Origin of the sequence: Pseudoalteromonas sp. 68 DY56-GL68 (assembly GCF_041414825.1) — a bacterium.
GTDB lineage: Bacteria > Pseudomonadota > Gammaproteobacteria > Enterobacterales > Alteromonadaceae > Pseudoalteromonas.
This window is the reverse complement of record NZ_JAOCZL010000018.1, coordinates 116656-128536: the sequence shown is the minus strand read 5'-3', so window position 1 is coordinate 128536 and position 11881 is coordinate 116656. Positions and strand designations below refer to the sequence as shown.

The 11881-nt window shown below is 41.8% G+C and carries 11 protein-coding genes and 3 tRNA genes; 9 read left to right on the top strand and 5 right to left on the bottom strand.

From position 1 onward, the window contains the following. Positions 1-12: 12 nt before the first annotated feature. Entirely contained in the window at positions 13-723 is a 711-nt protein-coding gene (gene cysZ / locus NYF15_RS09040; RefSeq protein WP_371353615.1) for a sulfate transporter CysZ, read from the bottom strand. Positions 724-978: 255 nt separating this feature from the next. On the opposite strand from cysZ, the gene NYF15_RS09035 reads away from it, so the two are divergent. From NYF15_RS09035 to speB, 3 genes are all read left to right on the top strand, one after another. Continuing rightward, positions 979-1440 (top strand): GNAT family N-acetyltransferase, encoded by a 462-nt coding sequence (locus NYF15_RS09035; protein ID WP_371353366.1) that lies wholly within the window; start codon positions 979-981, stop codon positions 1438-1440. Positions 1441-1632: 192 nt separating this feature from the next. Then, positions 1633-3546, top strand: coding sequence for a biosynthetic arginine decarboxylase (speA, locus tag NYF15_RS09030; RefSeq protein ID WP_135924153.1), 1914 nt, complete (start codon positions 1633-1635; stop codon positions 3544-3546). 3 nt (positions 3547-3549) lie between these two features. Continuing rightward, entirely contained in the window at positions 3550-4473 is a 924-nt protein-coding gene (gene speB / locus NYF15_RS09025) for an agmatinase (protein ID WP_119852051.1), read from the top strand. Between the two features lie 56 nt (positions 4474-4529). Here the strand turns inward: speB and NYF15_RS09020 are convergent, their stop codons facing one another. Then, entirely contained in the window at positions 4530-6116 is a 1587-nt protein-coding gene (locus NYF15_RS09020) for a LysM peptidoglycan-binding domain-containing protein (protein WP_341804126.1), read from the bottom strand. Between the two features lie 147 nt (positions 6117-6263). After that, complete coding sequence (gene gloB, locus NYF15_RS09015; RefSeq protein WP_371353365.1) at positions 6264-7037, bottom strand: hydroxyacylglutathione hydrolase; 774 nt, start codon at positions 7035-7037, stop codon at positions 6264-6266. Positions 7038-7090: 53 nt separating this feature from the next. On the opposite strand from gloB, the gene NYF15_RS09010 reads away from it, so the two are divergent. Next, entirely contained in the window at positions 7091-7849 is a 759-nt protein-coding gene (locus tag NYF15_RS09010; RefSeq protein ID WP_130151372.1) for a class I SAM-dependent methyltransferase, read from the top strand. Here the strand turns inward: NYF15_RS09010 and NYF15_RS09005 are convergent. Together NYF15_RS09005 and rnhA are read right to left on the bottom strand one after the other, a co-directional pair. Further along, positions 7820-8683, bottom strand: a complete 864-nt coding sequence (locus tag NYF15_RS09005; protein ID WP_371353364.1) for an MBL fold metallo-hydrolase — start codon at positions 8681-8683, stop codon at positions 7820-7822. The two genes, NYF15_RS09010 and NYF15_RS09005, sit on opposite strands and share 30 nt — an antisense overlap. 90 nt (positions 8684-8773) lie before the next feature. Continuing rightward, positions 8774-9241 carry a ribonuclease HI gene (gene rnhA, locus NYF15_RS09000; RefSeq protein WP_130151374.1) on the bottom strand — a complete coding sequence of 156 codons (468 nt, stop codon included), beginning with the start codon at positions 9239-9241 and terminating at the stop codon, positions 8774-8776. Positions 9242-9309: 68 nt separating this feature from the next. On the opposite strand from rnhA, the gene dnaQ reads away from it, so the two are divergent. The 5 genes from dnaQ (at position 9310) to NYF15_RS08975 (ending at position 11800) form a co-directional block, all read left to right on the top strand. Further along, a complete protein-coding gene (dnaQ, locus tag NYF15_RS08995) occupies positions 9310-10020 on the top strand; it encodes a DNA polymerase III subunit epsilon (RefSeq protein ID WP_130151375.1) in 711 nt (236 codons plus the stop codon). A 9-nt stretch (positions 10021-10029) separates the two neighbouring features. Next, positions 10030-11403, top strand: a complete 1374-nt coding sequence (locus NYF15_RS08990; RefSeq protein ID WP_130151376.1) for a TIGR03503 family protein — start codon at positions 10030-10032, stop codon at positions 11401-11403. Between the two features lie 98 nt (positions 11404-11501). After that, positions 11502-11578 (top strand) — tRNA-Asp (locus tag NYF15_RS08985). 27 nt (positions 11579-11605) lie between these two features. Further along, positions 11606-11682: transfer RNA gene (locus NYF15_RS08980), tRNA-Asp, on the top strand. A gap of 41 nt (positions 11683-11723) precedes the next feature. Next, a tRNA-Asp gene (locus NYF15_RS08975) sits at positions 11724-11800 on the top strand. Positions 11801-11881: the final 81 nt, after the last annotated feature.

The following is an 11881-nucleotide window of genomic DNA, read 5'->3' as shown; positions in this document are numbered from 1 at the left end:
TTTTAGTGCGGATTAATGGCGATATTTGCTGCGGTAATTTTCAACCCACAAGCGCGTGCCACCGCACACAGCGACGGGCATAACAATTAAGTTAATAAAAGGGATGGCTGTTAGAATCATAACCGCCAAACCAAAGCCGTAAGAAAGCGTTTGCTTTTCTTTTAAATCATCCTTCATATCTTTAAAGCTTACTTTATGATTGTCGAATGCATAATCCTCATACTGAACCGCGTACATCCAGCAGGTAAAAAGTATCCAAAGCAATTGACCTATAACAGGTAAAATCCATAATAAAATGAAAAACCCTATCGCTCTTGGTAGATAATAGCAAAGCTTTGTCCATTCTCGGCCAAGCATGCGTGGCACATCTTTCATTGTATCTAGAATGCCATCATCATTGACTTTTTGACCGGTTAAATACAGCTCAACTTTTTCACTGAGTAAACCATTAAATGGCGCAGCAATAAAGTTAGTAATAACGGTAAAGAGCATGCTATAGCTAAATAAAATAACCAATACGGCAATCGGCCACATTAACCACTCTAACCAACTTAGCCATTCTGGAAGTAGTGAATTCATATAAGCGAAGCCGTCAGTTAGCCAGCCATATAAAAAAAATAATGAACTACCAAAAAGCACAATATTGATTAATAAAGGAATAAGTACAAAACGTTTTAGCCCTTTTTGGCTAATAAGTTTAAAGCCAGAAAAAAAGTATTCCATACCTTGAGTAAACTGCACGAGATAACCTCATATAATTACTTATTGTCAGCAGTATAAGATTTTCAACGTGTTTGAACAGCCCTTTTCCGTAACAAAGTGTTTTTAAGTGATGTTGTGTTGAACTAAGCGGTACGATGCGGGGTCTGAAAGTACCTATAAAAACGAATAATGAAAACAGCACTAGAGGATCAGTTGAGGATCCTATACTATTGTTAACATAATTAACAAAAACGACATCTTGAAAATGGGAGTTTTATGCAGTTAGTCGATTTAAATCCACATGATCCTGACGTAGTACACGTGTTTTCCGATATAGACCGACTTATAAACTCTTTATATCCAGTCGCCACAGCTCAATCATTAAGTGTTGAAGAGCTCGCTGAGCCAAATGTATATGCGATAGGGTTAAAAAATGATGATGGTATTGTGGCGTGTGGCGCAATCGTGATGCAAGAGGGGAATCCGCCATATGGTGAGATTCGTCGTTTATACGTAAAACCAAGCTATCGAGGAAAGGGATTATCTCGCCGTATAATGCAAATTTTATTGTATTATGCAGGTGAGCAACAAATTCCACTTATTCGACTTGAAACAGGCCCTAAACAAACAGAATCAATTAATTTATATGAAAACTTAGGTTTTAGTCGATGTGGTCCATTTGGTAATTACAGCGAAAATCCACAAAGTTTATTTATGGAATTAGGCCTTAATCAGTAAATTTTTACAGCTACTTGTCATTTTAACCCACTACTAAGGCTCACCTTAAGTGGGTTTACCATTTAATTTACACATCAAAAATCACTCGTTACGAGTAAAAATTCTTGTTGGACTTAAATCACTATTTTTCTTTTAATGCGCGGCAACAACCCTTGCCGATTTCGGCACTACTAAAATAAAAGAGAAAGATAGATGAAAGAGACAACATCACTAGAACAAGCTCGCACGAGTTATAATGTTCGTCATTGGAGCCAAGGTTTCTTTGGAATTAATGATCAAGGTGATGTGTATGTTGCGCCAAAGGCCCATGCCCCAGAGCAAACCATTGCACTAATCGATATTGCACAGCAATTACAAGACAAGGGCTTAAGCTTGCCTGCGTTGGTTCGTTTTCCACAAATTTTACATCATCGTGTACATAGTTTATGTCAGGCATTTAACACGGCAATTGAAAATTATGGTTATCCGAAAGACTATTTGCTTGTTTACCCAATTAAAGTAAACCAACAGCGTGAAGTTGTTGAAGAAATTGTGGCAAGCCAAGCTGATATTGAAAAGAAACAATTGGGTCTAGAAGCGGGCAGTAAACCTGAGCTATTAACTGTATTAGCTATGGCAGAAAAAACCAGTGCGGTGATTGTATGTAATGGCTACAAAGACCAAGAATACATTCGTTTAGCATTGATTGGCGAAAAGCTAGGTCATAAGGTTTACATTGTTCTCGAAAAATTGTCTGAGCTTGACATGGTGCTTAGCCAAGCAAAAGAGTTAAACGTAAAACCGCGCATTGGTATTCGCGTACGTTTAGCATCGCAAGGTAAAGGTAAATGGCAAGCAAGTGGTGGCGAAAAATCAAAATTTGGTTTATCGGCATCGCAAGTATTGAGTGTAGTTAATCGCTTAAAAGCGTCTGATCAACTTGATTTGATCCAGCTTGTGCATTTCCACTTAGGTTCGCAAATGGCCAACATCCGCGATGTCCGCTTAGGTGTGAGTGAAGCTGCGCGTTTTTACTGTGAGTTACGTAAATTAGGCGCACAAATTGATTGCTTAGATGTGGGTGGTGGTTTAGCAGTAGATTATGACGGTACACGCAGCCAGTCTCATAATTCAATGAACTACAGTCTAAGTGAATACGCTAATAACATCGTATACACCATTGGTGATACCTGTAAGTTATATGAGCAGCCAATGCCGCGCATTATTTCTGAATCCGGTCGTGCGTTAACAGCGCACCATGCTGTATTGATTTCGAATGTGATTGGCACCGAAAGCTATGTACCAGAAGACATTCAAGCGCCAGCCGCTGATGCACCCCTATTATTAAAGAATATGTGGACATCATGGCAACAGTTAAGTGATGACAATGACGACCGTGCATTAATTGAGATTTATCATGATAGCCAAGGCGATTTAGCTGAAGCACATAATCAGTTTGCACTTGGTTTGTTAGATTTAACAGAGCGAGCATGGGCGGAGCAAGTTAACTTACGTGTATGTTATGAACTTAACAAACATATGGATAACAAAAACCGTTTCCATCGCCCGATTATTGATGAATTAAATGCGCGTTTAGCAGATAAGTTTTTTGTGAACTTTTCATTGTTCCAGTCACTACCTGATGCATGGGGTATTGACCAAGTGTTTCCTGTTCTACCATTAAGTGGTTTAACAGAAGCACCACAAAAACGTGCTGTATTACTTGATATCACTTGTGATTCAGATGGCGCTATGGAGCACTATGTAGACGGTCAAGGTATTGAAAGCACATTACCTGTGCCAGCATTTAGCGAAGAAAAACCTTATTTAATGGGCTTTTTCTTAGTGGGTGCTTATCAGGAGATTTTAGGTGATATGCACAACCTATTTGGCGACACGCACAGTGCAATTATAAAAATGGATGAGCAAGGTCAAGCGCAAATCACTGAAGTTAACGAAGGTGATACCGTTGCAGACATGATGCGTTACGTACATTTAGATGTAGAAAGCTTCCAGCAATCTTACGCCCAGCTGGTGGCAGCTAAATTGCCAGAAACTGAGCAGCAAAGCGTTTTAGATGAGCTGCAAACTGGCTTAAATGGTTACACTTATTTAGAAGAGTTATAAGCAATGTCGACATTGTTTGACCACACAGATCATTCATTATATTCAAACGGCATGACGTTTTTACGTCAGCCGATGGTGCAAAACATCACTGCAATCGATGCCGATGTGGTGGTGTTAGGTTTACCATTTGACTTGGCAACCTCAGGGCGCCCAGGTGCACGTTTAGGGCCAGATGCAATTCGCCGTGCCTCAGTGCACCTAGCATGGGAAGAAACCAAGTACCCGTGGACGTTCCCGTTGTTTGAGCGTTTAAAATTAGCGGATGCCGGTGATTTTACTTACCCAGTAGGCGACCCAGAGTATTTTACCGCGCAATTAGAATTAGCCGCTGAGCAAATTCTTCGCCAGGGTAAAACATTATTGGGTTTAGGTGGCGACCACTTTGTGACTTTGCCACTACTACGTGCCCATGCTAAGCAACACGGTAAGATGGCATTAGTTCATTTTGATGCCCATACAGATACTTATAGCAATGGCTCACGTTATGATCACGGTACCATGTTTTATCATGCGCCGATGGAAGGATTGATTGATGTTGAGCACAGCATTCAAATCGGTATTCGTACTGACTTTGATCAGAGTAAGCATGAGTTTGCAGTGATTGATGCGATGGCAGCCAATGATTTGCCAGCACAAGATATCGCAGAGCAAATCAAAGCACGCGTGGGTGACTTACCTGTGTACTTAACCTTTGATATTGACTGCCTTGATCCAGCATTCGCGCCAGGGACAGGCACCCCAGTGTGTGGTGGCTTAACTAGTGATAAAGTACTTAAAGTACTTCGTGCATTGAAAGGGATTAATATGGTCGGTATGGATGTGGTTGAAGTATCACCATCCTATGACCAAAGCGAGTTAACGGCGATTGCAGCAGCGACCATTGCCAATGAGTTACTACATTTGTGGGCTTTGAAGCACAAATACTAAATGAGAGAGACAAAGAGCGCCATTAGGCGCTCTTTTTTTGATATTAGATGAAGCAATTAAGCGCTTCGTACATCAACCTTTAACTTAAGTTTTTGCCCAGGTTGAATGTATTTTTGCCCTGCTAATGAGTTCCACTTAACAATATCTTCTACAGACACATTAAACTTGGCAGCAATTCGCGCTAACGAGTCACCACGACGCACTTTATAAGTAATGGTGCGTTCTTTGCTTTGTGTAGCAGCAAGTTGTGACTTTTCTTGTTTATATACAGTGAGTTTTTGACCAACACGCAGTACTGAATCTTTTTTCAGTTTATTCCATGTTGCAAGCTCTGCAATGGTCACATCATACTCACGGCTGATATCCCACAGTGTATCGCCACTGGCGACTTTATGACTCAGCTTTTTACGTGTTGCTTTATTCGCTGCCATACGTACTGATTTTGGTAAATGCTGGCTATTGATTTCACCGTCACTGAGTGGCACAAGTAACTGCTGACCAACACGAATAGTATTTGATGAAAGTTTATTCAGCGTTTTTATCGCGCTTGCGCTCGTTGAAAACTTTTTCGCTATCACTGATAAGCTATCACCACGGGCAACCACATATTGCTGCCAACGTAGGCGATCTTTTTGCTCTGTTTTTGCTAGTTTCTCAGTAAAAGACTCAACTTTATCAGAGGGTAATAATAAAAAATGTGGACCGTTTGGATCCGTCGCCCAGCGATTAAAGCCTGGGTTTAAGCGGTACAGCTCAGTTAAGCTAATATCAGCCATATCAGCGGCAAGTGCTAAATCAATTTGGCTACCTATATTAACGGCTTCAACTACTTGCGCGTTGATAATCGGTTGCCACTTCACACCAAATTCGTCACTGCGTTTTACAAGATCAGACAGAGCCAAGAGCTTTGGTACATACGAAGTGGTTTCTCGTGGCAGGTCTAATGACCAAAAATCGGTAGGTAAGTGTTTTTTGCGGTTCTTTTTAATAGCACGCAGTAAACGACCTTCACCTGAGTTATAGGCGGCAATAGCATTTAACCAATCACCTTCTAAGGTCTTGTGTAAATATGATAAGTAATCAAGCGCTGCACGCGTCGATTGCACAATGTCACGGCGACCGTCGTACCACCAGTTTTGTTTTAAATCGAAACGCTCACCGGTTTGTGGCATAAATTGCCAGATACCAGAGGCACTGCGGTGTGAATAACCAAAGGGGTCAAAGGCACTTTCAACAATGGGTAAAAGCGCTATTTCAATTGGCATTTCACGCTTTTCAACTTCTTCGACAATGAAGTAAAGGTATGGCTCTGCGCGTTTTGCGATGCGGTCAAGGTATGCTTGATGACGTGCATAGTAATTACGCTCAGCAACTACAGGACGGTTTTGTGGCACATCAATAGATAGCTGATAACGAATACGTTCCCATACATCGTCAAAAACTGGTGGTGGCGCATCAATATCAGTTAACTGTTGGTATTGTGCGTTGATCATCAATGCATCATTGACATCACTTGGACTGGCACCACCCAGTTGCTGCTCAACATCATTATTAGCAATGTTAGGTTGTGCAGTATCAGAAGTTGTTAGTTGACAACCACTTAAAGCCAGCGCGAGTGTAAAAACTAGAGGAGATCTATACATATATACCCATACATCAGGTAAAAAAACTCGGCGAATATTACCTGCTCTGAGAACATATTGCCACTTTATGACCAGTTTATGTCAGATTATTGTTGCAAGATGCTGATCTAAATCTACAAAATTGTAACTGAAGTCATGCTTGTTTTTTTAAAAATTATCTTTCCAAGCCCTGAGACCTGCAAAGCGTTGCCAAGGTTCATCAAGATTCAAATTATTTTTTAGCTCATTGGGAAGTTCATCAGTGATATTAGGCAAGTGGCTACGTAAGAATGGGTTTATTTGCTTTTCTACACTTAACTTAGTTGGTAAGCTTATTTCATTATTAGCACGCAGTGTATCGACTTTCTCACTGTAATTGGCTAAGTATTCATTCGTTGGCTCAACCGCCTTAGCAAAGGCTAGGTTTGCTTGTGTGTATTCGTGCGTGCAGTAGATTTTACACTCATCCGGCAGGGCTCTTAATTTACATAAAGAGTGCCACATTTGCTCGGCACTACCTTCAAATAGCCGCCCACAACCTGCACTAAACAGCGTATCGCCAGTAAAACTTAGCTCATCATGTAAGTAACAAATGTGATCCAGAGTATGGCCAGGAGTTGCAAGTACGGTAAAGGTGTAATTATATACGGTGACTTTATCTGCTTCTAAAACACCATGATTAATGCCCTTGAACGGACTGTGCTTAGGACCATAAACGGGAATAGTTGGGAATGTTTTTAGCAGCGCAGCCACGCCGTCAGTGTGATCATAATGGTGGTGGGTAATTAAAATCCCCGCGAGTGTTAAGTTATGCTCGCTTAAGTAGTTTAATACGGGCTCAGCTTGACCTGGGTCAACCACCCAAGCTGTATGTTCACTTTCATTTGTGATACACCAAATATAATTATCAGAAAAGGCTTTAATTGCTTTGACTTGCACCATGTTTAATTGCTCTATAAAGTGACAGTTAAGATACAGTATAACGAGCTCAGAAAATGAAACCAGCCCTTAGTTTTCAAGAAGGTCCTAAGCCATACTCATGGCAGCAGTTCCCTCATGGTGACTATTTACGTGCTGAAATAGAGCGTAAGTTAGTTCCATGGTTGCCACGCATGTTCGGTTATCACATGTTAAAGCTTGGTAATTTAAGTGGTGAAATAGCAACCAGTGAAAGTCCTATTAAGCATCAAGTTTGCGTCGCAGAGCAGGGGTTATTTACCGGTGTAATTGCGGATGTCGATGAGTTACCTTTTTATGAGCACAGTGTTGATGCTTGCATATTATCTCACTGCTTAGAATATCATTCAGATCCGCACCATATCTTACGTGAGGCGCATCGTACTTTGATCCCCGGTGGCTATATTGTGATCACAGGCTTTAACCCGTTTAGCTTGTGTGGGTTGGCGCAGTTATTACCTTTTAGTCGCCAAAAGCTCCCTTGGACAGGGCGCTTTTTTACACCATCTCGTGTAAAAGATTGGTTGAATCTTTTAGGTTTTGAAATTATTTCCGATGAGCGTTTTATCCATTCATCGCTTGCCAGAGGCAACCGCTTATCGCGCTTTGCAGCGTGGAGACGTTTTGGCCAACAATACTTAAAACCTATGGGAAGTGTGTACATTTTAGTGGCACGAAAACGGGTTGCTCCGCTTACACCAATTAAACCTAAGTGGCATGCAAGGCCCCAATTTTCGCCAGTAAAAGGAGCGGGGCTCAGACAAACATCAAAGCAGCACTGTGAGCGGGATAGCTAAATAGCGCTGCTTACTATCCGTTTTGCTTGGATACTGACCTGCACGAATATTTAATTGAATAGAGGGGTGCAGCAGCTTTGGTACAGCTAAAGTTGCATCTCGACCTTCACGAGTCGCAATAAAGCTTTGTTTATCCCCTTTTAAATGAATGTTTTGCTCACGCTGTTCTTTCACTGTGGTTTTGTTCGCAAGAGGGCGACCGTCTGGTTGGTAGTCATGACACATCCAAAGTAGGGTATCGTCAGGTAAAGCTAAAATTCGTTGTAGTGAATCATATAGCTCGCTCGCGCTACCGCCGGGGAAGTCGCAGCGGGCTGTACCGCTGTCTGGCATAAAGAAGGTGTCACCGACAAACACATTGCCATCAATGTGATAGCACACGCTGTCAGGCGTGTGGCCAGGCGTTGCAATCACATCAACCGTGTATTCACCCAGCTGAAATTGTGTTTTATTAGCAAATAAGGCATCAAAAGGTTCACCATTGCATGGCATATCAAGATTATAAAGTTGGCTAAAGTGCTTTTGAACCTGTGTGATCCCTTCGCCAGTGCCGAGCTTGCATGGGTGAGTATCTTGTAATTGCTGCTTGATATAACTTGCCGCAGTGATATGGTCAGCATGGGCATGAGTTTCAAGTAGCCATTGTAATGTCAGCTGCTCAGTCTTTATGTAGCTGATGATCTCATTGGCTGTGGTAAAACTTAATTCACCACTTGGCATATCAAAATCAGCAGGCGCATCAATTAGTAAGCAATCTTTAGTGTGTTCACAACTGACTAAGTAACAGAGAGTGGCGCTTTGTTGATGAAAGAAAGAATGAATGCGCAGAGCCATAAAAAGTCCTTAGTTATACGTTATAGCTAAATCTTATATCATATAACAAAAATATAAAACGGCTTGCGCTAAGTTTATTTCAAGGGACTTTTAATTACCGTCGTAACCTGTGTCTTCAAGTAAATCATTGCTGCCAGCTGCTTCACGAGCAAGATCGTCAACAATCTCATTATACTTATTGCCGCTATGGCCTTTTACCCAGCGCCATTCTACGCTGTGTTGTTGGCAGGCAGCATCAAGTCGTTTCCATAAATCGACATTTTTAACAGGTTTTTTTGCTGCAGTTTTCCAGCCGCGTTTTTTCCAATTTTCGACCCATGATTCAATACCTTGTTTTACATATTGGCTATCGGTGGTCAGAATGACATGACAAGGGCGGGTGAGAGTTTCAAGTGCGACTATGGCTGCGAGCATTTCCATCCGATTATTGGTTGTTAAGGTATAGCCTTGACTTAATTGCTTCTCGTGGCCGTTGTATCGCATCACGATGCCATACCCCCCAGGCCCTGGATTACCTAAACATGATCCATCGGTGTAAATCTCTACGGTTTTCTGCACTGTTTTACCTTGATATTGTGTACAATAAAGTGATGATAGAACGATACCAGAGTCAGGCTTAAGACGATATGGCACATAGACAAATAGTTTTAGATACAGAAACCACGGGTATTGACCCAAAACAAGGCCACCGCATTATTGAGATTGGTTGTGTTGAGCTTGTTAACCGCCGTCTTACTGGCAATAACTTTCATGTGTACATCAATCCACAGCGTGAAATTGAAGAAGAAGCGATAGACGTTCACGGTATTACCAATGAATTTTTACGCGATAAACCTTTGTACCACCAAATTGCCCATGAGTTTTTAGAGTATATTCGCGGCGCTGAACTTGTTATTCATAACGCAGCGTTCGATATCGGCCATATGGACAATGAGTTTGCATTGTTAAATCAAGGTTTTCCAAATACTGCCGATGTATGTAGTGTGCTGGATACTTTGAAAATGGCGCGTGACTTGCACCCAGGTCAAAAGAATAACCTTGATGCACTTTGTCGTCGTTATGATATTGATAACTCAAAACGTACCTTACACGGCGCATTACTGGATTCTGAGATCCTAGCGGATGTTTACTTAGCAATGACAGGGGGTCAAGTTAAGTTAAACTTAAATCAGAATAAAGATGAAGGTTCTGAGCAACAAACTGGGGGGATTCGACGCTTAAGTGCTGACAGAGCCCCTTTAGTTGTATTAAGAGCTACAGAGCAAGAACATGCCGCTCATGAAGAACGTTTAGACTTGGTCGCTAAAGGCGGTGAGTGTTTATGGCGGGCAGAATAAGGTAATAAAATGAAAAAATTATTTCTAGCGGGATTGCTATGTACGTTGCCCTTAATGGGTATATGCGCGGAACAAGATAAAATAACGCCATTGGAACGAGATGGGATTCAAAATGAGATCCCCCTGCTAGAAAATCGTTTTCGCATTGATCACAAAGTCGAAAAAATTACCTTACTTTTCTTTCGTGAAAGAGGAACCCCCGCGGTAGTATTAGTTAGACCCGATGGTAGCAAGTACCATGTGACCGAGTCATTGAACAATGATGATTTGGATTGGCATGATGAGATGACCTATGACCTAATCACCATAGCAAATCCAATGCCTGGGCCTTGGCAGGTTGTTGGCAGTATTTTACCTGATAGTCGGATCATTGTGATGGGCGAAATTGAGTTAAGCGTGGATCCACTTCCCCCTGTATTATTTCGTGGTGAAACAATAAAACTGACAGGGCGTGTACTCAACGATGGCGAGCCAATAGAAGTCGGGCAATTTAGAGATGTTATTAGCTTACATGTCGACTTTGTAAGTACAAATAATAGTGACTATGCTAACTTTGGAGCGGGGACGCAAAGTATAACCGACTTTAAAGATGATGGGCGGGGCTTTGATGAGCGGCCTCTTGATGGCGTCTTTACGGGTGAATTTCAGTTATCCTTTCCGGCTGGAGAATGGCAACCAGAACTTTATATAGAAACACCTATCCTTAAACGCACTGTAGTACAGAAACCTATTGTTATTCATGAACCGCCATTTAGTTACGAGATGACACTGGCTGAGCATGAAGCAGATGACCATTTGCTCACTATAACTCTTAATCCTGAGGTGATTAAACCTGAAACGGTATTAGTCCAAGGGAAAATCTATTACCCAAATAATGAAGAGCAGATGTTTTCTATGGATGCGAAGGCATCTCAGACACGTCAGCTCGCTATTAAAAATTATGACTGGGGGCGATACAGTGTTGAGTTGTCAGTATTTGGTAGCAATATAAATGATCGAGAATTTATGGCTACATTGCCCACCTATAAATTTGAGATTGATAGGCCAATCGAAGTTGTACCTGAAATTGTTCGCCCTGAAATTGATTTAGAAGCACAAGCTGAGCAACAACGAATCCTCGAAGAAGAGCAAAGAGCGTCAACGATGTTGATGATAACGTTAATTGTTGTTGGAAATTTAACCGTCTTGTTGTTAGGCTGGCTAGCAATTCGAGTTTTTGTACAAAAGAAACCGCTTAAATTTAAATTTTCTTTGCCATTTTTAAAGAAAAAAAACCAAACCAGTAATGACGAACAGACAGCCGGTGAAAAAGAAGTTGGCAAAAATGGCTCAAAAAATGATAAATCAGGTGAAATTTTAAACCTTTCGATGTCAGATGACTAAAAAACCTGTAAAAAAACAAAAAAGCCCTTGACGAACTAGAGGGTGATTCGTATTATTCACGCCGCTGTCAGGGGAGACTCTCTCAGCAACGAAAATGTGGAGTGGTAGTTCAGTTGGTTAGAATACCGGCCTGTCACGCCGGGGGTCGCGGGTTCGAGTCCCGTCCACTCCGCCAATTTTCGACAATTTGTAAGTATGTGCTGGAGTGGTAGTTCAGTTGGTTAGAATACCGGCCTGTCACGCCGGGGGTCGCGGGTTCGAGTCCCGTCCACTCCGCCAATTACTTACACAACTTATGGTTGTAAAACATTTTCCTTTGCGGAGTGGTAGTTCAGTTGGTTAGAATACCGGCCTGTCACGCCGGGGGTCGCGGGTTCGAGTCCCGTCCACTCCGCCAATAGGAAAAATAAATAGCATTTAGATACTGCGGAGTGGTAGTTCAGTTGGTTAGAATACCGGCCTGTCACGCCGGGGGTCG

Excerpts from the sequence above, each read along its gene's own strand:
- speB (WP_119852051.1), top strand. The coding sequence starts at position 3,550 with ATGTCGACATTGTTTGACCACACAGATCATTCATTATATTCAAACGGC.
- NYF15_RS09010 (WP_130151372.1), top strand. The coding sequence starts at position 7,091 with ATGAAACCAGCCCTTAGTTTTCAAGAAGGTCCTAAGCCATACTCATGG.
- NYF15_RS09005 (WP_371353364.1), bottom strand. The coding sequence starts at position 8,683 with ATGGCTCTGCGCATTCATTCTTTCTTTCATCAACAAAGCGCCACTCTC.
- NYF15_RS09035 (WP_371353366.1), top strand. The coding sequence starts at position 979 with ATGCAGTTAGTCGATTTAAATCCACATGATCCTGACGTAGTACACGTG.
- cysZ (WP_371353615.1), bottom strand. The coding sequence starts at position 723 with ATGGAATACTTTTTTTCTGGCTTTAAACTTATTAGCCAAAAAGGGCTA.
- NYF15_RS08990 (WP_130151376.1), top strand. The coding sequence starts at position 10,030 with ATGAAAAAATTATTTCTAGCGGGATTGCTATGTACGTTGCCCTTAATG.
- dnaQ (WP_130151375.1), top strand. The coding sequence starts at position 9,310 with ATGGCACATAGACAAATAGTTTTAGATACAGAAACCACGGGTATTGAC.
- speA (WP_135924153.1), top strand. The coding sequence starts at position 1,633 with ATGAAAGAGACAACATCACTAGAACAAGCTCGCACGAGTTATAATGTT.
- NYF15_RS09020 (WP_341804126.1), bottom strand. The coding sequence starts at position 6,116 with ATGTATAGATCTCCTCTAGTTTTTACACTCGCGCTGGCTTTAAGTGGT.
- gloB (WP_371353365.1), bottom strand. The coding sequence starts at position 7,037 with ATGGTGCAAGTCAAAGCAATTAAAGCCTTTTCTGATAATTATATTTGG.